Raw genomic sequence first — 25,464 nt, 5'->3', positions numbered from 1 at the left:
GCGCAGCGCCGCCCCCGATCACTTCTGCGCGAAGGTCACGCCCTTCAGGCGGATCATGCCGTCCGGATACGGCACGAAGCCCTTGACCTTCTTGGCCAGGGCGAACGGCCACGGCTGGTAGTAGTTGTACACGCCGGGCAGCTCGTCCTGGATGATGGCCTGCACCTGGTCATAGAGGGCGCGGCGCTTGGCTTCGTCCGGCACCGTGCGGGCCTCCTTGAGCAGCTTGTCGACCTCGGGGTTGCAGTAGTGGCCATCGTTCAGCGCGCCCTTGCAGGTCACGAAGCTGTAGATGTTGCCGTCCGGATCGACCCGACCCGACCAGCCCAGCATCACCACCTGGAAGTTGCCGCCAGCGGACTCCTTCTGCAGCGCGGCGTACTCGGTCGGACGCAGCGACAGGTCGAAGCCGGCCTCGGAAGCCATGGCCTGCACCATCTCGGCCACCGACGAGGTGGTGGTGTTGTTGCCGAACATGACCTCGGCCTTGACGCGGTCGAAGCCCGCCTGCTTGAGCAGCGCGCGGGCCTTGGCCACGTCGCGCTTGGTCACGGGGAACTTGTCGCTGTGGTAGGGGCTGGCGGGCGGGAACGGCTGCTGCGCCGGCTCGAAGATGCCGCCGCCGGCCACTTCGTTGATGGCGTTGCGGTCGATGGACAACTGGAACGCCTGGCGCACCAGCTTGTTCTTGAAGGGATTGTCTTCGGCGCGCTTGCCGTTGGCGACGTTGAACATGAACTGCTGGAAGCCCAGGCCGGCCACCGGCGCGAAGATCAGGCTGGGATCGTTCTTGACCTGCGGCGCGTCGGACGGATTCAGGCGCTCGAGCAGATCCAGGTCGCCGGCGCGCAGGTTCGACAGGCGCACGGTGGTGTCCGGGATCGGCAGGAACGTGATGCGCTTGAAGGCATAGTCCTTGGCATCGTAGTACTGGTCGAACTTCTCCAGCACGATGCGGTCGTTCTGGATGCGCTCGACGAATTTGTACGGGCCCGAGCAGATCGGCTTGCGGCCGACCGCGGCCACGTCGGCGGCATCGAAGGACTTGGGCGACAGCATCATGCCAGCGCGGTCCGACAACTGCGCCAGCAGCGTGGCGTCGGGTTGCTTGAGCGTCAGCACCAGCGTGGTGGCGTCGGGCGCCTCGACCTTCTCGACCGAGGCCAGTTCGCCCTTGCGCAGGCTGTCGGGCAGCGTCCTGGCGCGTTCCAGGTTGGCCTTGGCGGCGGCGGCGTCGAATTTGCTGCCATCGTGGAACAGCGCGTCCCCACGCAGCTTGAAGGTCAGCACCTTGTTGTCGGGGCTGAACGACCAGGACGTGGCCAGTTGCGGCACGAAATGCAGCTTGGGATCGATGTCCACCAGCTTGTCGCACAGCGAGGTGAAGACGATGCGGCCGACGTAGGTGCGCGCGCGGTGCGGATCGAGCACGTCGGGATCTTCCTGCAGGCCGATGCGCAGGTTCTGGGCGCATGCGGCGCCCGCGGCCAGCGCCAGCATGCTGGCGCCGAAGGTGATGGTCAGGCGTTTCATTGTGTTTGTTCCCCTTGTGGCTGCAATGCGCGTGTCAGAAGCCGACGGCCTGGCCGTCGCGCCGGCTGTCGCTGGCGGCGACGTAACCCAGTTCGTTGTCGCTTTCGGACATGCGCCAGATGAATTGGCCGGCGCCGAAGTCCATGTACGGGTCGTCCACGGACTTCAAAGAATGCCCGAGGTCTTTGAGGCCCGCAATAGTGGAAGCCTTCATATTGGTCTCGATATCCAGCGTGAAATCGCGGTTGACCTTCCAGCGCGGCGCGCAGCAGGCGGCCTGCGGATTCTGGTGGTAGTCGATCATGCGCACCACGGTCTGCAGGTGACCCTGCGGCTGCATGTCGCCGCCCATCACGCCGAAGCTCATGACCGGCTTGCCGCCGCGCGTCAGGAAACCCGGGATGATGGTGTGGAACGGCCGCTTGCCGCCTTCGACCACGTTGGCCGACTTGGGATCCATCGAAAAGCCGACGCCGCGGTTCTGCAGGCTGATGCCGGTGCCCGGCACCACCACCCCAGAACCGAAGCCCATGTAATTGGACTGGATGAACGAGATCATCATGCCGTTCTCGTCAGCGGCGGTCAGGTAGATGGTGCCGCCAGCGGCCGGACGGCCGGCGCTGAAATGGGTGGCGCCGTCCAGGCGGATCAGCTTGGCGCGGCTGTCCAGATAGGCGTCCGACAGCATCTGTTCGGGCGTGACTTCCATCGAGCGCGGGTCGGCGACGTACTTGTACAGGTCGGCGAAGGCCAGCTTCATGGCCTCGATCTGCACGTGCTGCGACTGCACCGAGTCGACCGGCATGTCGGCGATGTTGAAGCGTTCGACGATGCCCAGCGCAATCAGCGCGGCGATGCCCTGCCCGTTCGGCGGGATTTCGTGCAGCTCGTAGCCGCGGTACGACCTGGAGATCGGCTTGACCCATTCCGGGCGGTAGCCGCGCAAGTCTTCCAGCGTCATCGCGCCGCCGCATTCCTGGCTGAAGGCGGCGATGCGCTCGGCCAGCTCGCCTTCGTAGAAATCGCGGCCCTTGGAAGCGGCGATGCGGCGCAGCGTGTTGGCGGCATCCGGGAAGCGGAAGTGTTCGCCGACCTTGGGCGCGCGGCCCTCCGGCATGAAAGCCTGGGCATAGCCCGGCTGGTCGCGCAGCTCATCGGCGGCGGCGGCCCACTTGTGCGCCACCACCGGCGGCACGGCGTAGCCGCGCTCGGCGATCTCGATGGCCGGTTCGAACAGTTGCTCGAACGGCAGCTTGCCGAGCTTTTCGTGCAGCGCGGCCCAGCCGGCCACCACGCCCGGCACCGTGACCGCGTCCCAGCCACGCTTGGGCTGGATCGCCATGCCGTCGGCGCCGACGCCATATTTGCGCTTGAAATACTCGACGTTCCAGGCCGCCGGCGCCACGCCGGAGGAATTGAGGCCATGCAGTTCCTGCCCGTCCCAGACGATGGCGAAACAGTCGCCGCCCAGGCCGCAGGAGACCGGCTCGACCAGCACGATAGTGGCCGCCGCGGCGATGGCGGCGTCGACCGCGTTGCCGCCCTTGAGCAGCATGCGCAGGCCGGCCTGGGCCGCCAGCGGGTGCGAGGTGGACACCACGTTGCGCGCGAACAGCGGAATGCGGATGGAGGGATAGGGATTGACCCAGTCGAAGGATTTCATGGCGCCTGCCTCATATAGCGGTAAGCAGGCGAAATTACTCCCGTGGTCTAATTAAATCAATTTGATTTTTTGTTCAGTCATAAAAGAAATTTTTGTGATTCCTTCCTCATGAGCACCCTGCGATTCCTGCGCACCTTTCTGGCCGTGGCCCACCACGGTTCGTTCTCCGAAGCGGCCGAGCAAGTCGCCCTGACACAGGCCGCGGTCAGTTTCCAGATGCGCGCCCTGGAGGCGGAATTGGGGCGCGAGCTGTTCGACCGCAGCGGCCGGCTCGCCATCCTCAACGCGGCGGGCCGGGAATTGCTTCCGGAAATCAAGCACTTGCTGGATTCCTACGACCGCTTGCGGCTGCCGCGCACGGTGCCGGGCGAACTGGCCGGCTCGGTCTCGGTGGGCAGTATCGTGTCGTGCATGGGCGCCCTGTCCAAGGTGGTGTCGGGCATGAAAAAGGCGCATCCGCGACTGGACGTGCGCATCCTGTCGGGCAAGGCCAGCGAACTGGCCGGCAAGGTGGAGGACGGCGAGCTGGACGCCGCTTTCCTGGTCGAGGCCGGCCGCAAGATGGCCAGCACGCGCTGGACTCCGCTCTACGAGGAGCCGCTGGTCGTGATCGCGCCGCCATCGGCCATCGGGCATGACGCGCGCCAGGTGCTGGCCAGCAATCCATTCCTGCGCTTTGACCGCACCCAGCGCACCGGCCTGCAGATCGACCGCCTGCTGCGGCGCATGGCGGTGCCGCTGGACGAATTCCTGGAGTTGAACGCGATCGAGACACTGGTCGAATTGGTGCGCCAGGAGGTGGGCGTGACCCTGCTGCCGCTGATCCACGGCTCGAACTGGCGCACCAGCGTCCGGCTGCGCATCCTGCCGCTGCCCGCCGACCTGGGGCCGACGGCGCGGGCCATCGGCATGCTGGAGCGGCGCGAGCACGCGCGCCAGAACATTACCAGCGCCATCTGCGAGGCCTGCGCCACGGCGTTCCGCACGCGCGACGCGCAAACCCTCGCCTGAACGACTTGCCATCCAGGCCCCGCGCCCGCCCGGCCGGGCGGCTGCGGGGCCTGGCGTCACGCTTGCCGCCCTTACAGGCCCATCGCCGGGTCGGTGACCGAGGGCTTGCCAGTTTCCACCCGGCCGGCAAAGCGGCGGATGTAGGCCGGATCCTCGTTCAGGCGCGCGGTGAAGTCATACCAGGCGCCGCTGGCCTTGAGCGCCCACGACTGCTCGACCTGGCTGCCCGCCGGCACCGTGATCGTCCATTTCTCGTTGTTGGAGTAATAGGCGTTGGGCGTGATGACGAAGGTGCAGGGTTGCTTGCCGCTATTGATGAAGCTGGTGTAGACGTCGCCGTTGGCGATGTCGTAGCAGACCCGGATTTCAGCGTCCAGACCGGCGCTGCGGGCCAGCGCCAGATCGCCGGCGAAATGGCGCAGGTAGCCGTTCGGGCCCATCACCCAGAGGTCGTACCTGCCGCCGTCGGCGGCCGCGTCCCAGCTTCCCTCCAACTGCTTGTCCGGCTCGACCGCGTAACGGCGCGGCAGGCGATCCAGGTGCAACTGGTCATACACATGGAACACGCCGGCGGCGCTGCCGCTGTTGGCGAACACCAGCCACATGGCGCTGGTGCCGGGCTGGGCGCGGCCGCTGGTGTGCAGTTCGTAAGGCAGCGCGCGCGAGAAACGCACGCCGGTCTCCTGGGCCGGCCTGGCCTGGGTGGCGGTGTCCGGCAGCGGCACCTGCGCCAGGGCTTGCTGGTCGGCGCGGGTCTGGTCGGCCTGGGCCTTGGTCAGCAGGGTCAGGTCAGGCAACTGCTCGTTGTTGGGGGTGGCGAAGTTGAAGGCCGAAGTCAGGTCGCCCAGCACCGCGCGGCGATAGTCGCTGATGTTGGTCTCCTTGACACCGAAACGCGCTTCCAGGAAGCGCAGCACCGACGTGTGGTCGAACGCCTGCGAGTTGATCCAGCCGCCGCGGCTCCAGGGCGACACGACATACATCGGCACGCGCGGGCCGGGTCCGTAGACGCGATTGTCGGCGGCGTCCTGCTGCGACGGCTTGATGTGGCGTTCCAGGTCGGTGTTGATGGTGGACGCGCCGGCCACCGAACCGTCCGGGTTGATCGACGGCGCGGCGGGCGGCGGCACGTGGTCGAAGAAGCCGTCGTTCTCATCGAAGTTGATCAGCAGCACGGTCTTGCTCCAGACGTCCGGATTGGCCGTCAGGGCATTGAGCGTTTCCTGGATGTACCAGGCGCCCTGCACCGGACTGGACGGGCCGGGGTGCTCCGAATAGGTTGCCGGCGCCACGATCCACGATACCTGCGGCAGCGCGCCGTTCAACACATCGTCGCGGAATGCCTGCAACAGGCCGCCGTCGGGCATGGTGTTGGCCACGCCTTTGTACAGCGGGTTGGTGGCATCGGCCGCGGGTGTCCAGGCGGGCGGGCTGGGATTGCCCGCGGTGGGATCGTTGCCGGACAGCTCGTAGGCCTTGCGGAATTGACGGAAACCCGCCAGCGGATTGTCGGTGAAGTTGTCCGGCAGGTTCTGGTAGACCTTCCAGGTCACGCCATTTTCCTGCAGGCGCTCGGGGTAGGTCTTCCAGGTCCAGCCGATGGTGGACGCGCCCAGGCCGTCCCACTGGTTGCGGGTCGAGGGGCCATTGCCCTGCGCCAGCGGGTCATTGGTGCCGGTCCAGTGGAACAGGCGGTTGGTATTGGTGCCGCCATGCGAGGAACAGTGATAGGCATCGCACAGCGTGAACGCCTCGGCCAGCGCGTACTGGAAGCCCAGTTCCTGGCGCGTGTAGTAGCCCATCGACTGGTTCTGCTTGTAGCGCGGCCACTGGTACAGGCGGCCGCCATCCCAGGCATTCTGCGCATCGGGAAAGTCGTGCGGCGTGCCGGACACGCGCTGCGCATTGCCCTTGGTGCTGTCCAGGTGGTACGGCAGCACCACGCGGGTGCCGTTGGTCTGTTCCCAGACCGAGCGATTCTGCGGCAGCGGCACGGTGATGCGGTCGCCGAAGCCGCGCACGCCCTTGAAGGTGCCGAAGTACATGTCGAACGAACGGTTTTCCTGCATCAGGATGACCACGTGCTCGACGTCGTTGATGGTGCCGGTGCGGTTGTTGGCGGGGATGGCCAGGGCGCGGCGGATGGCCGGGGGGAACATCGACAAGGCGGTCAGGCCGGCGGTCGAGGCGGCGGCATTGCGCAGGAAGCGGCGCTTGCCGGCGTGGATCGGGTCTTTTTCGGACGTCACGGATGCTATTCCTTGGATTCAGTGATAGGCGCGGCGTCAGGGCGCGCAACGCAGTTGGGGCTGGGCCGGCTGGGTCGGCGTTTCGGGCTGGGCGCCCGCATCGCTGTCGTCATCCTTGTCGCCGCCGCAGGCGGTCAGGACGGCGGCCACCATCAGGGCGGCGCCCGCGCGCAGGCAAGCGCGCAAGATCGGGGAAGCAGTGTTCATATCGTGTTTGTCCTCGGACATCAGGGAAGCAATTCGGAAACGGACTTGCCGGACATGGCCAGCGACTTGACCTCGGCCTCGGTCAGGGCGCGCGACCAGAAGGCCAGGTCGTCGAAGTACATGGTGTAGGGGCCCTTGGTGCCGGCGCAGCACACGCCGTAGGTGCCCTTGCCGTCTTCGTTCAGGCCCAGGTGCGGGCCCAGCACGCCGGCGATCTGGGCAAAGTTGACGCTGCCGGTCGAGATCGAGCGGCTGAACCAGCCCATTTCGGTGTCGTAGACGTAGGCGGCCATGGTCTTGGCGGTCTTGTCGATGACCATCGCCACGTAGACCGGCTTGTTGGGCGTGAACCTGACGCCGTTGATGTCGACGCGGCTGCCGCCCGCCAGGTTGAAGCGCAGCTCGGGGCCGGCCCACTGGGCGATGGTGATGCCGGGATTGCCGCCGGAGTTGTAGTCCTTGTTGCCGAGGATGGAGCGGTCGTTGGCGGTGCCGTCCGACTGATACCAGAAGCCGATGGTGAAGGCCTGGACGCTGTCTAGCAGGCCCGCCGGATAGTCCAGCTTGAAGGCGCCGATCGGATCGCCGCTGCGTTCGTTCTGGAACATCTTGCCGAACACGCCGCTATCGGCGAACACCGGCGCCTGCGTACCGTCGTAGGGCGTGATCGCCCCGCCGCCGGCGGCCTTGTCCGCCAGGTTGCCTTCGAACGGGAACAGCATGGTCAGGCCGCTGCCCAGCGAAGGCAGCAGCGGCACTGGCGCGGTGTAGACCACCGTGGCGCGCACCGCCGTCACGGCGTTACCGACCGAAATGGCGTAGTTCAGCTCGTGCACGCCTTCGGTGGTGAAGGCAAAGCCCGTATCGACATAGTCGGTGGCGGTGCCCGGCAGGCGCGCGATCTCCTGGCCGTCGCGGGTAATCACGATGTCGCCGGAGGGCGTGCCCACGCGGCTCCAGCTCAAGGACACGCTCTTGTTGTCCATCGCGGTACGGCTGGCGCCACGGCGCAGCGCCACGGGCTCGGACAAGGAGGTGCCCGCCATGTCGTACTGACCCGCGGGCGGCAACGCGCCCAGGTGCGCCAGCAGCGTCGGCGCGGCGTCGGCGGCGCTCGGCAGGCCGTACCAGGCGTTGTTCCAGGCGCCATCGACAGCCTCGTCGTCGGCGCTGCCGCCCAGCAGCGGCGAGCGGTTCATCGCCAGCAACGTCGTCTTGTTGCGCGACAGCGGCAGGCCATCGCTGCCGCCGGTGCGGTCCAGGCCATGGCTGGTGGCCACCACCACCAGCCAGTTCTCGTCCGGATGGGCGGCGCCGCGCCCGGCCACCTGCTTGAGCAGCGCACCGATGGCCTCGTCGGTCTGGCGCAACGTGGCGCGATAGCCATCGCCAAAGCCGGCGTTGGCGGCCGCGCGCTCGGCCGCGCCGAACTGCGCCACCACCACGTCATAGCCCTCGGCGATGCGGTCGCGCGCCTGGCTGGCGACACAGGCATCGACCCCGGCGCAGTCCGTCAGGCTCTGCAGATAGCCGGCGTCGCGGTCGGCGCCGACCAGGCCGGCCAGCAGCGGCGAGTTGAAGGCCGCCGCGACGCGCATCGCCGGCCTGGCGGTCTTGACGCGCTGGAACAGGGTCGCCGTTTTGGCCGATTGTCCCTGCGCATTGCTGCGCACGCCGTGCTGATCGGCCCACTGGCCGGTCAGCAGCGTGGCCCAGCCCGGCACCAGCAGCGTCGGCTGCTGCGTCACGCCCCCAGTCACGCCGCCGGTCCAGGAACGGGTGGCCGTCAGTTGCGCCAGATTGGGCAGCGATTTGTCCGCCACGCTCTGGCGATAAGCGTCATAGGTCAGGCCATCGACGCCGATGAACAGCACCTTGGCATGCGCGCCGCTGCCCGGTTGCGACGCGGGCGGCGCCGCGTCATCGTCACTGCCGCCATCGCCGCCGCAACCGGCCAGCGCGCCCAGGGCCGCAAGCGCCGCGCACCAGCGTTTCCACTTCAATACCTGCATGTTCTTTCCCTCTCGAAACCCGCTTTGTGGGTGGCCCACATAGTGGCTGCGCAAGGTGAAAGACCGATGAAGCGAAGAAAGGAATCGTTGATCGACGGATCAGTTTTTTTTCTGCTGCGACACAGATGGCAATAAAAACAAGGGACCGGCTGGCCGGTCCCTTGTCTGGCGCCGGGCCGCTCGCCGCGGCCCGCGCATCAGGCGCCGATCTTGACGCCGGTCAGATAGCCGACCGATGCGCCGAAGCCGTCCTTGTAGTTGGCCTTGACCAGCGGTTCCAGGGTCGGCCGCACCACCGCGTGCACCCCGCCCCAATCGGCCGCGTGCTGGAAATTGCTGGTGATGTAGGTCCAGCCATTGATCTCGTCGACCGCCTGCAGGCCGGTCGATTCGGCCGCCACCGGGCACGACAGCAGGCGCGAGAGCTGCTTGGTGTCGACGTTATAGGCCCACAGGAAGTTGTTGACGTGGCCACCGCTGTCCTCGCCCACGAACAGGGTGCGCAGCTTCTCCGAGAACTTGAGATTGTCCGGATTGGAGATCCGGTCGGCATTGTGGGTATTGCCCAACGCGTCGGCCGGAGAGATCGGCGCGCCCACCAGCTCGGGCACCGCGGCCATATCGACCGGCACCCATTCGCTGTCGATGGCCTGGCCGTCGGTATCGACCTGACCGGCCTTCAGGTGCAACTGATAGACCGCGCCGGCAGAGTTGGCCTGCACCTGCATGCCGGCCACGGTGCCGTCGATCATCGACTTCTCGATGCGCGACATGGCGCTGTAGGCGATCTTGTCCTTGGCGTTGACGGTGGTGCCTTCCATCTTGGTGAAGCCCAGCGAACCGCCGACCAGCGCGGCATAGCGGTGCGTTTCCAGGAAAGCCGCGGCCTGGCGGCGGCCCGGCAGCAGCTTGACCCAGTTGTTGCCGCCGCTGTAGCGGATCCTGGTGAAGCTGTTGTCGCCGGGGTCCACGGTGCGCACATCCATGATGTCCGCCGCGGTCAACTGGTCGGCCAGCTCCTTGACTTCAGCGCTGGTGGCATGGCCCAGCTTGATCCAGGTCAGCGTAGCCGCGCCCGGACCGGTGCCCGAGGTCTGGGTCCACTTGGCCACGTACAGCGTGCCGGACGACAGATCGGCCTTGCGGTCCGCCACGAACATGAACAGGCCGCCGTTGGTGGCATCATCGCCCATCAGCGCGGTACGCTGGTCGGGCATGATCTGGACCAGCTCATGCGAGATGCGGCCCATGCAATAGTGTTTCTTGATGCTGCCGGTGCCGTCCGGATTCACCGTCACTTCCGGCATATGGCCGTAGTGGTACGGATTGGCCTTGTTGGGATCGCCGAACAGGTTCTGGCTATAGGCCTGGAACTGCGCATCGCCAGCGGCAACGGTGGCGTCGGGCTCGTACTCCTCGCTGGACAGGTGCGTGTTCCAGGGCGACAGGCTGGCGCCACAGGTGATCCACAGGCCGTTGACCGACGAGGTATCGACGTTGCTGTACTTGACCAGGCTGAGCTTGCCGGTGGCGGGGTCTTGCGCCAGCGTCAGCACCGCGATGGGCGACGGCAGGCGGCCATACATGTCGGCGCCGGATTGGTCCATCGATTGGTACTCGAACTGCACCACGGCGAACAGGGTGTTGCCATTGACGCCGGGCACCGTAGGCGCTTCCAGCTTGAGCAGCGACATGCCATCCGGACAGTTCGAAAAGAACTGGCGGGCCTGGGCCGGCACCGAATTGTCCATGATCGGCGCGCCGTTGTTGTCGAAATAGCCGCCGGCGATGATGCTGCCGCCATTGCCGTCCGGCACCGAGTCGCCCGTCATGAAAAACGACTCGTAGCCCAGATCGATCTTGCGCGTGGAACCATCGCTGAAGGTCAGGACCATGGCCGAGCCCACGGTGGTGCGCGCCATCAGCTCGGGGGTGGCCAGCGTCGGCGCGGCCATCGACGTGAAGGCGGCAGAGGTGAACGTCACGCCCGGCGCCGGCGTGGAGGGGCTGTCGTCATCATCGTCGCTCGAGTTGCAGCCCGCCAGCAGAGCGGTCATGCCGACGCCGCCCAGCGGCAGCATCGGCGCACCGCCCAGCATCTTCAAAAGGCGGCGGCGATTGGCGTGTGTCATGTCTTGCATCGTGGTTTCCTGTGCGAAGGGATCAGTACCGCGGACCCAGGGCGGCCCGGCTGCCGGCCTGCGCTGCAAGGCGCCTGCATGCCGATACGCGCTGAACCGCGACGTGCCGGCATGCTAGAGAGACGCGATGTAAGCTTGATGACAGTGCGTTGCGGGAATTCTGAAAGAAGCGCGGCCGCGCCATCGCATGGTTGTCATGATGGACGGCTAGAGTCGGCCACATTTCCGCCCTGCCGCTTCACGCTCTGCCCATGCCCTTGTCCCTGTGCCCGTCGCTGCCCTCGGCCCCCGCCGCCTGCCGTGTTCTTGCCCTCCTGGCGCTGGCCGCCGGCCTGGGCGTGTGGGGCGCGGTCCTGTTCGCGCCCGCACCCACCGCCCTGCTCGCCGCCATCGCGGCGCCCGCGCCGCGCGCCGCCAACAATACGTCGGTGGCCCTGTGGTTCGGCCGCGATGAAGTGCTGCGCACGCAGATCAGCGTGCTCGGCGTCATCGCCGCCGGTCCCGACGGCGCCGCGGTGTTCAGCGTCGACGGCGGCCCGCCCGTGGCCTGGCGCGTGGGCGACGAAATCGCGCCCGGCATCTTGCTCAGGGACATCGGCGCCGAGGCCGTCACGGTCGAGCAAGGCGGCCGCGCTAATCGCCTGGCCGCGCCGGTGTCGCCGGCACCAGAAGGCGCCATCGTGCGCACCGCGCCGTGACGCCCGCGCCTCATATTGCTGTCATATTTCATGTCCACAATCGCACGCTTCTCACTGCAATACCGGAGTCGTGAAGTGCGCCAGTCATCGCGCGGGCCCGCCCGCCAGCAAGGTTTCACCCTGATCGAGATCATGGTGGTCATCGTGATCATGGGGATTCTTGCCGCCCTGATCGTGCCGCGCGTGCTGGATCGTCCCGACCAGGCGCGCCAGGTCGCCGCGCGCCAGGACATCGGCGGCATCATGCAGGCGCTCAAGCTCTATCGCCTCGACAATGGCCGTTACCCGACCACCGCTCAAGGCCTGCGGGCGCTGGTGGAAAAGCCCGAAGGCGCCTCCGGCTGGCGTGGCTACCTGGACAAGCTGCCGAATGACCCCTGGGGCCATCCGTACCAATACCTGAGCCCTGGCGTCAAAGGCGACATCGACGTGTTCTCGTTCGGCGCCGACAACAAGCCCGGGGGAGAAGGCGGCGATGCCGACATCGGTTCGTGGGAACTCTGAGCGCGGCTTCACGCTAGTCGAAGTCCTGGTGGTGCTGGTGATCGTGGCCATCGCCGCCAGCATGGTCAGCCTGTCCATCGGCAAAGGCGCCGATCCGCTGCGCGAGGACGCGCGGCGCCTGGCCGACGCCTTCACCGTGGCCGAAGGCGAGGCGCGCAGCGACGGCCGCCCGATCCGCTGGCTGCCCGCCAGCGGCGGCTGGTCGTTCGAGCGCCGGGGGCGCTCCGCCGCGCCGACCGCCCAGGATGACTCGCCCCTGCCCGCGGACAAGCTGGAACGCGACGAGGTGCTGCGGCCGCAAGCCTGGCGAGCGGGCCCGGTGCAATGGCATCTGTCGCCCGAACGCCCGCTGCGCTTCAATACCGAATGGGTGGCCGACCCGTTCAGCGTGCAACTGCGCGCGGGCGATTCGCGCGTGACGTTGACGCGCGACGCCGCCGGACATTATGAGATCCACTGATTCCCCCCTTCCGCGTAGCCGCCGGCGCCAACGCCAGCGCGGCTTCACCCTGATCGAGGTGCTGGTGGCCCTTGCCATCATCGCCGTTGCGATGGGCGCCGCGCTGCGCGCCACCGGCGTCATGGCGGCCAATAATCGCGCGCTGCAGGACAAGACCCTGGCGCTGCTGGCGGCGCAGAACGCACTGACCCAGTTGCGGCTGGAGCAAACTCTGCCGCGCGCCGGCACCCAGACCGTGCCCTGTCCGCAGGGCGGCCTGGCGCTGCAATGCGAACTGGTGTTCACCAATTCGCTGAACCGCAGCTTCCGCCAGGTCGCGGTCAAGGTGCGCGACAGCGCCAACGGCGCCGCGCTGCTGCAGTTGGACGGCCTGCTGTCGAGCCTGCGATGATGCCGCGCCGCGCCACCGCCCGCCGCCAGGCCGGTTTCACCCTGATCGAAGTGCTGGTCGCCCTGGCCTTGATGGCGCTGGTCAGCCTGATGGCCTGGCGCGGCCTGGACAGCGTTTCCCGGGCGCGCGACTGGATCGCGCGCCAATCCGACGACACCGACGCCATCGCCCGCGCTCTCGGCCAGATGGGACGCGATGTGGAGCTGGCGTACAACGGTCCGTCGTTTGCCGCGCCCGGCATCGACGACCGCGTCTTTACCTCGGGCGTACGGTTGCTGCGCGGTGCCGCCGGGGCGCAGATCCTGGAGATCCTGCGTCCCGATCCGGACGGCGACGGCCGCTGGCAGCGGGTGCAATGGTCGGTGCGCCAGGACGGCCTGTGGCGCGCCAGCGGCGTCCCCGCCGAACAGGGGCCGCTGCCGCCGGTCGACGCCGGCGTATTGCTGCTTCCCGGCGTGCGCGCGCTGGCGTTGCGCGGCTGGGTCGCCGGAACGGGCTGGACGGATACGCGCTCGCCCTTCTCCGCCACGCCCGGCGGCATCGAGATCACGCTGGAGCGCGGCACGGCCGGCGATGCGCGGCGCTACAGCCGCATCCTGGAGCTGCCATGAGTCCGCTCCCACCGCGCGAACGCGGCGCCGCGGTGGTCAGCGCGCTGATCGTCGTGGCCATCGTCGCGGCGCTGACCACCAGCCTGTTCCAGCGCCAGACCGCCAGCACCCGCCGCATCGAAAACGAGATGGCGCGCGTGCAGGCGCGCATGCTGCTGGCTGGCGGCATCGACTGGGCGCGACTGGTGATACGCGACCACGGCCGGCGCGAATCGACCACGCGCGGCGACCAGATCTGGGCCACGCCGGTGCTCGACACCCGCATCGAGCGTCCCGGCGACGACCGCGTGGCGGTTTTCTCGGGCCAGGTGCAGGACGAACAGGGCAAATACAACCTAAGCAACCTGGCCAGCCACGGCGTGCCGCAGCCGGAACAGGAACGGGTGCTGCGGCGCCTGCTGGACCTGCAGCGCCTGCCGGACACGCTGGCCGCGCGCATCATCGAGGTCATCGCCGCCAGCCAGCCGCCAGCGCAGCCCGCCGACGCCCCGGTGCAAGGCGGCCAGGTGCCGCAGGCGCGCGCGCCACTGCCGCGCGGCATCGACGACGTCAGCGCGCTGCTCGGCCTGGAGGCGGCCCCGCGCAACGCCCTGCGCCGCACGATGACAGTGCTGCCGGTGGCCACCAGCGTCAACGTCAACACCGCGCCGCCCGAAGTCATCGCAGCGCTGGTGCCCGGCCTGTCGCTCAGCCAGGCGCGCGCCCTGACCGGCGAGCGCGATCGCGGCAACTGGTTCAACAACAGCGGCGACTTCGCCAACCGCCTGGCCGCCACTGGCGTCAAGACGCCGGCGCCAGCCGTAACCACCGCCAGCGGCTGGTTCCTGGCCAGCGGCGCGGTCGTTTACGAACGGGCCCGCGTCTCGATGCAGGCGCTGATCCGCAGCGCGCCGCCAGCCGCGCCCGATACCCTCTGGACGAGAGAGAACCCTTGAAGAACTCCCTGCGCATCGCGCTGGTTCCCCTGGCCGAACTCGGCCCCGCATCCCTGCTGCCCTATGCCTGGTTCGATCGCCGCGGCCGCTGCGCGCGCCAGGGCGAACTGAGCCTGCAAGCGCTGGGCCAGGCCTATCCGCAAGCGGCCTGCGAAGCCGTGCTGCATCCTGGCGACGTCATCACCGCCACGGTGCAGGTGCCCGCGGTGGCCAAGGCACGCTTCGCCGCCGCCGTGCGCGGCGCGCTCGAACCGCTGGTGCTCAGCGACCTGGACGAATTGGCCATCGGCCACGGCGCGCGCGCCGCCGACGGCCAGGTGCCGCTGGCCTGGGCGCCGCGCGCGCCGGTGCGCCAGGCCTGGCAACTGCTGAACGCGCAAGGCCTGCGCACCCACGCCCTGATCGCGCCGCAGACCCTGGCGCCGGGTGAGCCGGCGCCGCTGCGCGACCCGGCCGACCCACGCTGGCTCGCCCCCTCGCCGCCATGGTCGCTGGCCATGCCGCAGCTGGCGCCCGCGCGCGTTTCGCGCTGGCGTCCGGTTTGGCGCTGGGGCGCGGCCGCCGCGCTGGTATGGATCGGCGGCCTGAACCTGCACGCCGCGCAGTTGCGCGGCGAAGCCCAGGCGCTGCGCGATGACATGCACCGCCAGGTGCAGGCGGCATTTCCCGAAATCCCGGTGATCCTGGATCCGGCGCGCCAGGCGCAGCAGGGACTGGACACGCTGCGCAGCCGCCGCGGCGGCGCCAATGACGGTGATTTCCTGCCCCTGGCGCGCGCCGCCGCCCAGACGCTGCCCTTTGCCGCCGACAATGTCGCGCGGCTGTCGTACGGCGAACAGGCATTGACCCTGCAACTGGCCGACACCGGCGCCCAGGCCCAGCGCGTGGCCGAAACCCCAGCCCTGATCCAGCAGGCCGCCGCGCAGGGCCTGAAGCTGGAACGCGGCGATACCGACAACACCTGGCGCATCACGCGCAGCCAACCATGACACCGATCGAACGCCTGGGCGCCCGCTGGCGCGCCGCCTTCAAACCCCTGGCCCCCGCGGCCGACCGCGCGCGCCAGCGCTACCTGGCCCTGGCTCCGCGGGAACGGCGGCTGGTCAACGGCGCCGGCCTACTGCTGGGGCTGGCGCTGGTCTTCACGCTGCTGGTCGAACCGGCGCTCGGCACCGTGCGCAAGCTGCGCGAAGAACTGCCGCGCCTGCACGGCCAGGCCGCCCTCGTGGCCGACTTGGCCACCCAGGCGACGGCCCTGCGCAGGCAGGCCGCCGCGCCCGCCACCGCACTGCCGACAGCGACCGATCTCGGCGCCAGCCTGGAACGCGCCGGCCTGCCTGCCGACCACTGGAAACTGGAGCCGGCCGGCCAGGGCGACAGTGTCACGCTGGCGGTCAGCGAACTCCCCGCGTCGGCGTTGCTGCGCTGGCTGGAGCTCAGTGCCTCCGACTGGGGATTGGCGGTCAGGGAGATCGCCCTGACGCGCGCCACCAACGCCAACGGCCGGCCCCTGCCGGGCCTGGTGAACGGCCGCGTCACGCTTGCCCTGCCGACGCGGCAGGCGCGCTCCTGATGCGCTGGCCCCGTCTGCCCAAGCGCGCCGGCCTGGCGCTGGCCTGCGGCGCCAGCGCCGCGGTCGCCGCGGCCGCCGTGCTGCCGGCGCGCTGGCTGCTGGCCTGGCTGCCAGCCGATGCCCCGGTGACGCTGGCCGATGCCGGCGGCACCCTCTGGAGTGGCAGCGCCTGGATCGCGCTCGGGCCGCCCGGCGCGCGCCGCGTGCTGCCGCAGGCCGTGCACTGGCAATGGCATTGGGCGTCGTTGACGCTGGAACTGTCGCACCCCTGGCTGCAGGGCCCGTTGCGCGCCAGCCTGGACGGGGCCGGGGTCCGCGTGTCGGCGCAATCGCTGCGGCTGCCGGCCACGGTGCTGCCGGCACTGGGCGCCCCCTGGAACACGCTCGCGCCCGAAGGCACGGTGGAAGTCCGCTGGCAGGCGCTGCGCCTGGGCGGCGCGCTGCCCGATGCGCCGCTGGCCGAATTGCGCTGGCGCGACGCTGCCACCGCCCTGTCGCCGCTGGCACCGATCGGCACCTATGTGTTGCGGCTGCATGGCAATGGCCGCGCCGGCGCCACCTTGGCGCTCAGCACCGAAAGCGGTCCCCTTGCAGTCACCGGCCAGGGCAGCATCACCACCCGCGGCGTGCGCTTCCAGGGCCAGGCGAGCTTTGCCGCCACGGCCAGTCCGGACGACCGCGCGGCGCTGGATGGCCTCATGTCGACCCTGGGCCGGCGCAGCCGCGATACGGTGGTGTTCGGCACCGGCAAATAGCGCCGCCAGGGCTCGCGGCACGGACCTGGCGTTGCGCGCCGGCCACGCGCGCGCCATTGCAAGACGGATTCACAGGCGCTCGCCAGCAGCAGCCTTGAGGAATCTCGGACCGGCTCTCGATTGACGCAAAAACACATCAAACATAACGTTTTGAATGATTTTTGCAGCCGTGGTTTTCCGCTTTTTCCCCATGCCGTACCGCCCCGCTTTCTCCCGGCGCCCTGCGCGCCGCCCCCGGCCGGCCGCGCCCGCCGGGTCGATGGCGCGCGGCCTGGCGGACCTCGGTTCCTGTCCTTTCTGAACTCGCCATGGCCGGGGCCCGTCCCGCATGCCTGGCGGCGCCTGTCTCCTGGAACCCGTCCATCCAATGCCTTCTTCCAAGCTTTCCGTCTTCCCTTCCCGCATGCCCGTCCGGCTCGCCGCGCTGGCCGCGGCCCTGACCGCCGCCTGGGCCGCCCAGGCACAGACCGGCGCCGCCCCCACCCTGGCCCCGATCACCGTCATCGACCGCTCCAACCAGGCCTCGACCCGGCCCGGCGCCTTGCGCGACGAACTCGTCAAGACCGAATCCATCAGCGAACGCGCCATCGAGAAAGCCGGCGCCACCAACGTCAACGAGGCGCTCGACAAGAATCCCGGCATCGCGGTCCAGGTCGAGTGCTCGATCTGCAACGTCCGCAACATCCTGCTCAACAACCTGCCTGGCCGCTATACCACCCTGATGATCGACGGCGTGCCGATCTTCTCCTCGGTGTCCTCGGCCTACGGGCTGGACAGCGTCAGCGTCTACGGCGTCGAGCGCATCGATGTGGCGCGCGGCGCCGGCGCCAGCCTGATCGCGCCCGAAGCCCTGTCCGGCTCGGTCAACATCGTCAGCAAGCGCCCCACCGAGGCCGAGAATCGCGCCCGCGCGCAGATCGGCAGCTATGGGTCGCGCCAGGGCGATGCCTATCTGGCCCGACCGTTCGACGGCGGCGCCATCACCGCGACGCTCAACTACAACAAGCATGATTCCGTCGATGCCGACCACAACGGCATCTCCGAATACACCGGCTACGACCGCCGCCTGGGCGGTATCGGCTTCTTCCTGGACGACGCCGGCGGTTTCAAGGTGCGCGGCCGGCTCGACGTGGTCAACGAAAAGCGCGGCGGTGGGGCACTCGGCACCGACTATTCCGCCATCAAGCACAGCACCACGGGCAACCCCTTCGACTGGCGCGGCGGCGTGCATGGCTCGCCCGACCGCGACGGCTGGGTCCATCCCCAGGACGGCGGCATCGTGGCCTACGACGAGGGCCCCGGCGGCGACCGCGGTGGCCGCGGCGGCATGTCCGAGATCATCTTCACCGACCGGGTGCAATTCATTTCCACCGGCGAAAAACGCTTCGGCGACAGCCTGCTGCGGCTGGCCGTAGGGGCCGCCGAGCACAAGCAGGACAGCTTCTACGAACTGGCCACCTACATCGCCCGCCAGAAGCAGTACTACGCCGAGGCGAGCTGGCAGACGCCCATCGCGGGCTGGCTGACCACCCTGGGCGCCAACTTCCGCTACGAAGACCTTAGAAGCCACGGCAGCATGGAAGACGGCACCCCGGTAAGCGGCGTCGACGACTACACCTACCGCACCCCGGCGCTGTTCCTGCAGGCATACCGCGCCCTGCTGGACGACGCGCTCGAGATCAACGGTTCCGTGCGCTACGACCGCCACAACGTCTTCGGCGGCATCACCTCGCCGCGCCTGAACGCCCTCTACCACCATACCGATCGGCTCTCCAGCCGCTTCAGCGTCGGCAAGGGATTCCGCGCGCCCACCAGCTTCTTCGAGCAGGAACACGGCATCCTCAACACCATCCGCATCGACCGCCAGATATCCAGGCCCGAGGAATCGCTCAACGCCAGCTACGCGCTCAACTATGCCGACGACCGTCTCGCGGTGACCGGCTCATACAACTACAACCGCATCAAGAACTTCGCCATGCTCGACCCCGACCAGCAGGACGCGGCCGGCAACGACATCACGCTGTTCTCCAGCTCACGCCAGCCAGTCATCGTACAGGGCGTGGACCTGACGATGTCCTACCTGTTGACGCCGGCCCTGAGCGTGATGGCGGCGGCCGAGGCCTTCAACTATCGCTTCCCCGCCAAGACCCTGACCTTCGCGCGTCCCAACGCCAAGGCCTACCTGGGCCTGGACTACGACCGCGGCAACTTCGACTTCAACGCCAAGCTGGTCTGGACCGGGCCGATGAACCTGCGCAAGTTCCACGACGACGGCTCCGGCCAGCAGGATCGCTACAACCTCGACGGCACGCCCAAGCGCGAGAAGAGCCCGGGCTTCTTCACCCTCGACCTGCGTGGCGAGTACGCCATCAACAAGCACTTCACGCTCTACGCCGGCGTCGACAACCTGTTCGACTACAAGCAGTCGGACAAGGAAAGCCCGCTGTTCGTCGACAGCAGCGGGCAGCTTGACGTCATCCAGTTGTGGGGGCCGAGCCGCGGGCGCTACCTGTACGCCGGCACCAAGCTGAGCTTCTGATGCGGCGCATCCTGTCGCGGGCCTGGCTGGCGTTGTGCGCGGCGCCCGTGATCGCCGGCGCCCAGCCCTGGCCGGCGGCGCGGCCACCGGCGGGGCGGGCATGGGACTTCTCGCTCCCCGCGCTGGACGGCGGCAGCTTCGTGCGGCTGTCGGCCCTGCACGGGCCGGCGCTGGTGAATTTCTGGAGCCGCGATTGCCCGCCGTGCGTCACCGAGTTGCCGCGGCTGCAGCGATTCGCCGACGCCCATCCGGGCTGGACGGTGCTGCTCGTCAGCACCGACAGCTCCGCCGCCGCCGCCGAGTTCGTGCAGCGCCATGGCCTGCGCCTGCCGGTGCTGCGTCCGGGCGCCAATGTCATCGCCCTGATGCGCGCCGCCGGCAACCGCCGCGGCGCCCTGCCCTTCACCGTGGCAACCCGGATCGGACGCATCTGCGGGGAGCAGCTCGGCGCCCTGTCCGGCGCTGACCTCAAACGCATCGCCAGCGGTTGCGCGCCGGCGCCAGCCAGGCCGGGCGCCGCAACGCCCTGACCCCACGCCGCCGCGCCTATGCGTCGCGTGTCACCCGCAGGATTTCTTCCGGCGAGGTCTCGCCGCTTTCCACCCAGCGCGCGCCGTCCTCGCGCATGCTGAGCATGCCGGCGGCGCCAGCGGCGCGGCGTAGCGCGCGTTCGTCGCTGCCTTCATGGATCAGGCGGCGGGCCTGGTCATCGACCGTGAACAATTCGTGAATGCCGGAACGGCCCGCATAGCCGGTATGGTTGCAGGCCGCGCAGCCCACCGGCTGGAATACCCGCGCCCCATCCTGGGTGACCGGCTTCTTGCATGCCGGGCACAGCTTGCGCACCAGGCGCTGGGCCAGCACGCCCAGCAGCGACGACGACAACAGAAAGGGCTCCACGCCCATGTCGGTCAGGCGCGTGACCGCCGACACCGCGTCGTTGGTGTGCAGGGTGGCCAGCACCAGGTGGCCGGTGAGCGAAGCCTGCACCGCGATCTGCGCGGTCTCCAGGTCGCGGATTTCACCGATCATGATGACATCCGGGTCCTGCCGCAGGATGGCACGCAGCGCCAGCGCGAAGCTCATGTCGATCTTGGCATTGACCTGGGTCTGGCTGATGCCGGGCAGGTCGTACTCGATCGGGTCTTCCACGGTCAGGATATTGCTGGTGGCGGCATCCAGCCGGCTTAGCGCCGCGTACAGCGTGGTGGTCTTGCCGCTGCCGGTGGGCCCCGTCACCAGCACGATGCCGTGCGGCTGGCGGATCAGGCGATCTAGCTGGCGCAGCACGCCGGGCGCCATGCCCAGCCTTTCCAGTTGCAGCCGGCCGGCCTCCTTGTCCAACAGGCGCAGCACCGCGCGTTCGCCGTGACCGGTGGGCAGCGTCGACACCCGAACGTCAATTGGCCGGCCGCCCACCCGCAACGCGATGCGGCCGTCCTGCGGCAGTCGCTTTTCGGCGATGTCCAGGTGCGCCATGATCTTGATGCGCGAGATCAGCGCCGCGTGCAGCGCCTTGCGCGGCGACACCACATCGCGCAGCGTGCCGTCGACGCGGTAGCGCACCACCGAATGGGTCTCGAACGGCTCGATGTGGATGTCGCTGGCGCCATCGCGCGCCGCTTGCGCGAACAGCGCGTTGATCATGCGGATCACCGGCGCGTCGTCCTGCGCGTCCAACAGGTCGGCCACCTCGGGCATGTCCTGCAGCAGGCGGTCCAGGTCGATCTCGTTTTCGGCCACGCCCATCACCGAGGCGGCGTCCTCGGCGTGGCTGTAGGCCGCCGCCAGCAGGGTTTCCAGCGCCTCGTCATCGACCTGCGTCACGGCGATGTCGCCATGGCAGCGGCGGATCTCGCGCACCGCCCATTCCGGCGTGCGCGGGCTCACGGTCAATTGCGCATGGCCCGCGCGCAGCGACAGCACCGCCCGCTGCGCCCGCGCCCACGCGTACGGCAAGGGATGCGCGCTCATAGATGCGAGACCAGTTCGCCCTTGAACCCCAGTTCCTTGAGCAGCGCGGTGGCGGTCGAGATGGTGCCGGGATCGCGCGATACCTGGCTGCGCACCACGTAGCCCATGCCGCCAGGCCCGGTCTGCACATAGGCCTGCAGACCGCTGGCCTGGACCCGCCGGGCAATGCGGTCGGCCTCGCCGCGCGTCTTGACCGAGGCAAACTGCAACGTCGCGCTGCTGGTATCGACCTCGCCATAGAGCGAAGCCGGATCGCGTGCCACGCTCACGCCCAGCGGCAGATTGGCGCGGATCGGCAGCGACGGATCGCTGGTCTGGCGCGCGGCCGGGTACTGGCGCACCGCGAACGACTCGACCGTGACGGGCGGCGGTCGCCGCATGGTCTCGGCCAGGTGCTCGGGTCGCATGTCGTAGGCATTGTTCGACACCGACGGCGCCGCGCCCGGCGGCGGCAGCATCGGCGCCTGCATGTTCGGCAGCAGCCAGTGGTCGCCCGGCTGGGCGATGCCCTGGGCGCGGCGCATGTAGTCGTAGCGGTCCATCGTCACGCCAGCGCTCTGGCGCGCATCGCGCACCACGTAGGGCCGCAGGAACACCATCAGGTTGGTCTTGGTGCGCTTGCGGCTGTCGTACTTGAACAGCGACCCCAGCACCGGAATCGAACTCAGGCCCGGCACGTTGTTGGAGGTCAGCGTCACATTGTCTTCCAGCAGGCCGCCCAGCACGATGATCTGGCCGTCGTCGATCAGCACGCTGGTATCGATGGCGCGCTTGTTGGTGACGATGCCGGTGGTCGCCGACGAACTGCTTTCGTCGATGCTGCTGACTTCCTGGTAGATGTCGAGCTTGACCGCGCCGCCTTCGGAAATCTGCGGTCGGATGTTCAGCTTCAGGCCGACGTCCTCACGCTGGATGGTCTGGAACGGATTGTTGTTGTTGCCGCCATTGGTGACGTACTGCCCGGTCACGAACGGCACCGTCTTGCCCACCAGGATGCTGGCGGACTGGTTGTCCAGCGTCAGCAGGTTTGGCGTGGACAGGATGTTGGCCTCGCCGCTGTTCTGCATGGCGCGGGCCAGCACGCCCAGGTTGATGACCTTGTTGCCCAGCACGTCGACCGTGCCCTTGACCAGGCCCAGGCTCAGGCCGCCGCCGAGCGCGTCGATCGAGGTCGGGCCCTTGCCCGAGAGGCCGCTGCCGCCCAGGTTGGTGCCGCCGATGAAGCTGGTGCCGCCGCTGTTGATGTTGCCGGCGCCGGTCATCCACTGGATGCCGAATTCCGCCGCCGCCTGTTCGCTGACCTCGACGATCAGGCTTTCCACCAGCACCTGCGCGCGGCGCTGGTCGAGCTGGTCGATCACTTCGCGCAGGCTGCGGTACAGCGGCTCGGGCGCCGCGATGATCAGCGAGTTGGTGGCCGGATCGGCCTGGATGGTGGCCCCCCCCGCGGAATACGACACCGCCTGGTTGCCGGAGTCGTCGCGCGCGATGCGTTCCTGGTCGCCCGACAGGCCGCCCTTGGCGCTGCCGGATGAATTCGACGCGTTGGAGGACATGCCCAACCCGGTATTGCCGCTGCCGCCGGACGCCTGCGCCGGCCGGTTGGCGCCGCCCTGTCCGAGGGCGCCGCCCGTGCCGCCCGCGGGGCTCGATCCCGGCGCCGAATTGGCCTGCCCGGCCAACAGACCGCCCAGCACTTCGGCGATGCGCGTGGCCTGGGCATTGCGCATGTAGACCACATGCAGATTACCCGCGCGGTTCTGCTGTGCGTCCAGCTTCATGATCAGGTCGCGCGCCAGGCGCGTGCGCGCCGGGCTGCCCGCGCGGATCAGCACGCTGTTGCTGCGCGGATCGGCCACCACGGCGATGCGCTGGGTCGGGTCGCTGCTCTGCGTGTCCAGCAACTGCGAGGCCAGGATGGCGATATCCGAGGCGATGCCCGAGCGCACCGGCACCACGTCAGTGTCGATCGAACTGGGCACGTCGATGCGCGCGATCACCGCCGCGATGCGGTCGAGATTGTCGGCGTAGTCGGTCACCACCAGCGTGTTGTTGCCGGGATACGCGTTGATGGGATTATTGGGCGGCACCATCGGGCGCAGCACCGGCACCAGGTTGGCGGCGTTCTCGTACTTCAGCGGGAACACCCGAGTCAGCATCTCGCCGCTGTTGCCCGAACCGCCGCGCGCGAAAGCCGCGACCGGCACCGGCCCCTTGGCCGCGCCGCCCGTCGCCGGACGCGGATCGCCCACCACCGCGCTGCCCTGCAGCTTGGCATCGGCCTCGGGCACCACGCGCGTCACGCCGTCCACATCGACGATGGCGAAGCCCTGCAACCGCAGCGCGCCGGTCAGCATCGACAGCGCCTGGGCGCTGTCGACCGGCCGGTCCGATACCAGCGTGAGCTTGCCCTTCACGCGGGGATCCACCAGGAAATTGCGCTTGGTGAACAACGACAGCGCACGCAGCACGGCGGGAATATCCGTGTCGACGAAATTCAGGCTGACGCGATTGTCCGCCTGTTGAGCATGGGCCTTGCCGGCCATGGGTCCGAGTTGGCTTGCCGCAAGCAAGACCGCAAGGCTGAGTTGCGCGATATGACGCATGACGAGATGTGCCTGAGACGTGAAGTCGGGTGAAAAAACGTGAAAGCGCGTCGGAGTATACGGGGTGACACTGCAACACTACGGTCATAATCGAAAGGCAAGGTGACGGGCTGCAAAGCCTTTATTTACGGGCCTTTCCGCCAATCGGCGTGGACCCGAGCCACCTTCCCACCATGCCATCCTTTCGTTACGAAGCGACTGACGCGCTCGGCAAAATCGTGCAGGGCACGATCGACGCCGACAGCGAGCGCGGCGCCCGCAACCAGTTGCGCAGCCGCGGCCTGCTGCCGCTTTCCACCTCGCCCGCGGCGCGCGCCGAGGGCCTCGGCGCGGCGTTGCGCACGCGCCTGTCGGACGCCGACCTGGCCTGGCTAACGCGCCAGCTCGCCAGCCTGCTGGCCGCGCGCCTGCCGCTGGACGCCGCGCTCAGCGCCACGCTCGAACAGGCCGAGAAAAAACACATCGCCGCCACGCTCGAAGGCGTGCGCGACGATGTGCGCGCCGGCCATCGCCTGTCCACCGCGCTGGCCTCGCGCCCGCGCGACTTCCCCGAGATCTACCGCGCCCTGATCGGCGCCGGCGAGGAATCCGGCGACCTGGCGCAGGTCATGGAGAAACTGGCGGACTACATCGAAGAACGCAACACCCTGCGCAGCAAGGTCATGACGGCGTTCATCTACCCCGCCGTGGTCGCCTGCGTCTCCGTCATCATCGTGATCTTCCTGCTGGGCTACGTCGTGCCGCAGGTGGTGTCCGCCTTCAACCACGCCAAGCAGCAATTACCGCTGCTGACACGCATCATGCTGGCGCTGTCGGACTACGTGCGCGACTGGGGCCTGGCCACCGGCGCCGCCATCGCACTGGCCATCATGCTGTGGCGCTATTCCCTGCGCGCGCCCGCGGCGCGCCGCGCCTGGCACGCCCGCGTCCTGCGCCTGCCCCTGGCCGGCCGCTTCGTCCTCGGCGTCAACGCCGCGCGCTTCGCCTCGACCCTGGCCATCCTCTGCGGCAGCGGCGTCGCCCTGCTCACCGCCCTGGACGCCGCCCGCCGCACCCTCGGCAACGACGTCCTGCGCGGCGCCGTCGACGAAGCCGCGGCCCGCGTGCGCGAAGGCGCGTCCCTGTCGGCCTCGCTGGCCGCGCAGAAAGCCTTCCCCTCGCTTCTCATCCACCTCATCGCCAGCGGCGAAAAGACCGGCCAGCTTCCCGAACTGCTGGACCGCGGCGCCCAGAACCTGTCGCGCGACCTGGAACGCCGCGCCATGGCCATGACCGCCCTGCTCGAACCCGCCCTCATCCTGCTGATGGGCGGCTTCGTCCTGCTGATCGTGCTGGCCGTGATGATGCCGATCCTGGAAATGAACCAGTTGATCCGCTAGACGCACAAAAGGAAAAGGCCCGCGTCCACCCGCGGGCCTCGGAGATCAAACACGAACGCCAGCAGGCACATCAAAGCAGCGAAACGAAGCAGCGGCGCGCAAACAAGCAAAGACCCGCGCACCAAAGAAAAAGCGGCGCCCCAAAGCCGCCGCCCTCCCATCCACTATCTCTTGCCCCCAGCGCGAAGCGACACCCTCCCGACGGTCCACCACCGCGTATGCC

General features: G+C 68.6%; 21 protein-coding genes. 13 read left to right on the top strand and 8 right to left on the bottom strand.

What is annotated here, in order from left to right:
• Positions 1-18 precede the first annotated feature (18 nt).
• Together AC6LKG_RS23055 and ggt are read right to left on the bottom strand one after the other, a co-directional pair.
• Positions 19-1,533 (bottom strand): ABC transporter substrate-binding protein, encoded by a 1,515-nt coding sequence (locus AC6LKG_RS23055; RefSeq protein ID WP_498168587.1) that lies wholly within the window; start codon positions 1,531-1,533, stop codon positions 19-21.
• A gap of 34 nt (positions 1,534-1,567) precedes the next feature.
• On the bottom strand, positions 1,568-3,196 hold the full coding sequence (ggt, locus tag AC6LKG_RS23050; protein WP_498168586.1) for a gamma-glutamyltransferase: 1,629 nt from the start codon (positions 3,194-3,196) through the stop codon (positions 1,568-1,570).
• Between the two features lie 108 nt (positions 3,197-3,304).
• On the opposite strand from ggt, the gene AC6LKG_RS23045 reads away from it, so the two are divergent.
• Positions 3,305-4,207 (top strand): LysR family transcriptional regulator, encoded by a 903-nt coding sequence (locus AC6LKG_RS23045; RefSeq protein ID WP_498168584.1) that lies wholly within the window; start codon positions 3,305-3,307, stop codon positions 4,205-4,207.
• 71 nt (positions 4,208-4,278) lie between these two features.
• On the opposite strand, the gene AC6LKG_RS23040 is transcribed toward AC6LKG_RS23045, so the two are convergent.
• The 4 genes from AC6LKG_RS23040 to AC6LKG_RS23025 form a co-directional block, all read right to left on the bottom strand.
• Positions 4,279-6,456: a phosphocholine-specific phospholipase C gene (locus tag AC6LKG_RS23040; protein WP_498168583.1), complete on the bottom strand. Its 2,178-nt coding sequence runs from the start codon at positions 6,454-6,456 to the stop codon at positions 4,279-4,281.
• A 36-nt stretch (positions 6,457-6,492) separates the two neighbouring features.
• Entirely contained in the window at positions 6,493-6,663 is a 171-nt protein-coding gene (locus AC6LKG_RS23035; RefSeq protein WP_498168582.1) for a hypothetical protein, read from the bottom strand.
• 20 nt (positions 6,664-6,683) lie between these two features.
• Complete coding sequence (locus tag AC6LKG_RS23030; protein ID WP_498168579.1) at positions 6,684-8,675, bottom strand: alkaline phosphatase family protein; 1,992 nt, start codon at positions 8,673-8,675, stop codon at positions 6,684-6,686.
• A gap of 197 nt (positions 8,676-8,872) precedes the next feature.
• Positions 8,873-10,816 (bottom strand): PhoX family protein, encoded by a 1,944-nt coding sequence (locus AC6LKG_RS23025; protein WP_498168576.1) that lies wholly within the window; start codon positions 10,814-10,816, stop codon positions 8,873-8,875.
• 251 nt (positions 10,817-11,067) lie between these two features.
• Here AC6LKG_RS23025 and AC6LKG_RS23020 point away from each other — a divergent pair, with 251 nt between their 5' ends.
• The 11 genes from AC6LKG_RS23020 (at position 11,068) to AC6LKG_RS22970 (ending at position 19,812) form a co-directional block, all read left to right on the top strand.
• On the top strand, positions 11,068-11,514 hold the full coding sequence (locus AC6LKG_RS23020) for a hypothetical protein (RefSeq protein WP_498168573.1): 447 nt from the start codon (positions 11,068-11,070) through the stop codon (positions 11,512-11,514).
• A gap of 75 nt (positions 11,515-11,589) precedes the next feature.
• The gene (gspG, locus tag AC6LKG_RS23015) at positions 11,590-12,018 is read left to right on the top strand and encodes a type II secretion system major pseudopilin GspG (RefSeq protein WP_498168588.1); all 429 of its coding nucleotides are present in this window, start codon (positions 11,590-11,592) and stop codon (positions 12,016-12,018) included.
• Positions 11,990-12,478: a type II secretion system minor pseudopilin GspH gene (gene gspH, locus AC6LKG_RS23010; protein ID WP_498168571.1), complete on the top strand. Its 489-nt coding sequence runs from the start codon at positions 11,990-11,992 to the stop codon at positions 12,476-12,478. The genes gspG and gspH overlap by 29 nt, the downstream gene beginning before the upstream one ends.
• Positions 12,465-12,869 carry a type II secretion system minor pseudopilin GspI gene (gspI, locus tag AC6LKG_RS23005; RefSeq protein WP_498168568.1) on the top strand — a complete coding sequence of 135 codons (405 nt, stop codon included), beginning with the start codon at positions 12,465-12,467 and terminating at the stop codon, positions 12,867-12,869. Before gspH ends, gspI begins: the two co-directional genes overlap by 14 nt.
• The gene (locus AC6LKG_RS23000; RefSeq protein WP_498168566.1) at positions 12,866-13,480 is read left to right on the top strand and encodes a type II secretion system protein GspJ; all 615 of its coding nucleotides are present in this window, start codon (positions 12,866-12,868) and stop codon (positions 13,478-13,480) included. The genes gspI and AC6LKG_RS23000 overlap by 4 nt, the downstream gene beginning before the upstream one ends.
• Entirely contained in the window at positions 13,477-14,415 is a 939-nt protein-coding gene (gspK, locus tag AC6LKG_RS22995) for a type II secretion system minor pseudopilin GspK (RefSeq protein WP_498168564.1), read from the top strand. The genes AC6LKG_RS23000 and gspK overlap by 4 nt, the downstream gene beginning before the upstream one ends.
• A complete protein-coding gene (gene gspL, locus AC6LKG_RS22990; protein ID WP_498168562.1) occupies positions 14,412-15,404 on the top strand; it encodes a type II secretion system protein GspL in 993 nt (330 codons plus the stop codon). Before gspK ends, gspL begins: the two co-directional genes overlap by 4 nt.
• Positions 15,401-15,988 (top strand): type II secretion system protein M, encoded by a 588-nt coding sequence (locus AC6LKG_RS22985; RefSeq protein WP_498168560.1) that lies wholly within the window; start codon positions 15,401-15,403, stop codon positions 15,986-15,988. Before gspL ends, AC6LKG_RS22985 begins: the two co-directional genes overlap by 4 nt.
• Positions 15,988-16,743, top strand: coding sequence for a type II secretion system protein N (gene gspN, locus AC6LKG_RS22980; RefSeq protein WP_498168557.1), 756 nt, complete (start codon positions 15,988-15,990; stop codon positions 16,741-16,743). The genes AC6LKG_RS22985 and gspN overlap by 1 nt, the downstream gene beginning before the upstream one ends.
• Positions 16,744-17,110: 367 nt before the next feature.
• The gene (locus tag AC6LKG_RS22975; RefSeq protein WP_498168554.1) at positions 17,111-19,282 is read left to right on the top strand and encodes a TonB-dependent receptor plug domain-containing protein; all 2,172 of its coding nucleotides are present in this window, start codon (positions 17,111-17,113) and stop codon (positions 19,280-19,282) included.
• Complete coding sequence (locus AC6LKG_RS22970) at positions 19,282-19,812, top strand: TlpA family protein disulfide reductase (protein ID WP_498168553.1); 531 nt, start codon at positions 19,282-19,284, stop codon at positions 19,810-19,812. Before AC6LKG_RS22975 ends, AC6LKG_RS22970 begins: the two co-directional genes overlap by 1 nt.
• A 16-nt stretch (positions 19,813-19,828) precedes the next feature.
• Here the strand turns inward: AC6LKG_RS22970 and gspE are convergent, their stop codons facing one another.
• A complete protein-coding gene (gene gspE, locus AC6LKG_RS22965) occupies positions 19,829-21,256 on the bottom strand; it encodes a type II secretion system ATPase GspE (protein ID WP_498168551.1) in 1,428 nt (475 codons plus the stop codon).
• Positions 21,253-23,862, bottom strand: a complete 2,610-nt coding sequence (gene gspD, locus AC6LKG_RS22960) for a type II secretion system secretin GspD (protein ID WP_498168548.1) — start codon at positions 23,860-23,862, stop codon at positions 21,253-21,255. The genes gspE and gspD overlap by 4 nt, the downstream gene beginning before the upstream one ends.
• A gap of 173 nt (positions 23,863-24,035) precedes the next feature.
• Between gspD and gspF the strand changes: the two genes are divergently transcribed.
• The gene (gene gspF / locus AC6LKG_RS22955; RefSeq protein ID WP_498168547.1) at positions 24,036-25,241 is read left to right on the top strand and encodes a type II secretion system inner membrane protein GspF; all 1,206 of its coding nucleotides are present in this window, start codon (positions 24,036-24,038) and stop codon (positions 25,239-25,241) included.
• Positions 25,242-25,464: the final 223 nt, after the last annotated feature.

It is taken from the genome of Achromobacter sp. 46006, from assembly GCF_059761975.1.
The sequence above is the reverse complement of the archived record's forward strand: the minus strand, read 5'-3'. Positions and strand labels throughout refer to the sequence as shown.

Excerpts from the sequence above, each read along its gene's own strand:
- AC6LKG_RS23055 (WP_498168587.1), bottom strand. The coding sequence starts at position 1,533 with ATGAAACGCCTGACCATCACCTTCGGCGCCAGCATGCTGGCGCTGGCC.
- ggt (WP_498168586.1), bottom strand. The coding sequence starts at position 3,196 with ATGAAATCCTTCGACTGGGTCAATCCCTATCCCTCCATCCGCATTCCG.
- AC6LKG_RS23045 (WP_498168584.1), top strand. The coding sequence starts at position 3,305 with ATGAGCACCCTGCGATTCCTGCGCACCTTTCTGGCCGTGGCCCACCAC.
- AC6LKG_RS23035 (WP_498168582.1), bottom strand. The coding sequence starts at position 6,663 with ATGAACACTGCTTCCCCGATCTTGCGCGCTTGCCTGCGCGCGGGCGCC.
- AC6LKG_RS23030 (WP_498168579.1), bottom strand. The coding sequence starts at position 8,675 with ATGCAGGTATTGAAGTGGAAACGCTGGTGCGCGGCGCTTGCGGCCCTG.
- AC6LKG_RS23025 (WP_498168576.1), bottom strand. The coding sequence starts at position 10,816 with ATGCAAGACATGACACACGCCAATCGCCGCCGCCTTTTGAAGATGCTG.
- AC6LKG_RS23020 (WP_498168573.1), top strand. The coding sequence starts at position 11,068 with ATGCCCTTGTCCCTGTGCCCGTCGCTGCCCTCGGCCCCCGCCGCCTGC.
- gspH (WP_498168571.1), top strand. The coding sequence starts at position 11,990 with ATGCCGACATCGGTTCGTGGGAACTCTGAGCGCGGCTTCACGCTAGTC.
- gspI (WP_498168568.1), top strand. The coding sequence starts at position 12,465 with ATGAGATCCACTGATTCCCCCCTTCCGCGTAGCCGCCGGCGCCAACGC.
- AC6LKG_RS23000 (WP_498168566.1), top strand. The coding sequence starts at position 12,866 with ATGATGCCGCGCCGCGCCACCGCCCGCCGCCAGGCCGGTTTCACCCTG.
- gspK (WP_498168564.1), top strand. The coding sequence starts at position 13,477 with ATGAGTCCGCTCCCACCGCGCGAACGCGGCGCCGCGGTGGTCAGCGCG.
- AC6LKG_RS22985 (WP_498168560.1), top strand. The coding sequence starts at position 15,401 with ATGACACCGATCGAACGCCTGGGCGCCCGCTGGCGCGCCGCCTTCAAA.
- gspN (WP_498168557.1), top strand. The coding sequence starts at position 15,988 with ATGCGCTGGCCCCGTCTGCCCAAGCGCGCCGGCCTGGCGCTGGCCTGC.
- AC6LKG_RS22975 (WP_498168554.1), top strand. The coding sequence starts at position 17,111 with ATGCCTTCTTCCAAGCTTTCCGTCTTCCCTTCCCGCATGCCCGTCCGG.
- AC6LKG_RS22970 (WP_498168553.1), top strand. The coding sequence starts at position 19,282 with ATGCGGCGCATCCTGTCGCGGGCCTGGCTGGCGTTGTGCGCGGCGCCC.
- gspE (WP_498168551.1), bottom strand. The coding sequence starts at position 21,256 with ATGAGCGCGCATCCCTTGCCGTACGCGTGGGCGCGGGCGCAGCGGGCG.
- gspD (WP_498168548.1), bottom strand. The coding sequence starts at position 23,862 with ATGCGTCATATCGCGCAACTCAGCCTTGCGGTCTTGCTTGCGGCAAGC.
- gspF (WP_498168547.1), top strand. The coding sequence starts at position 24,036 with ATGCCATCCTTTCGTTACGAAGCGACTGACGCGCTCGGCAAAATCGTG.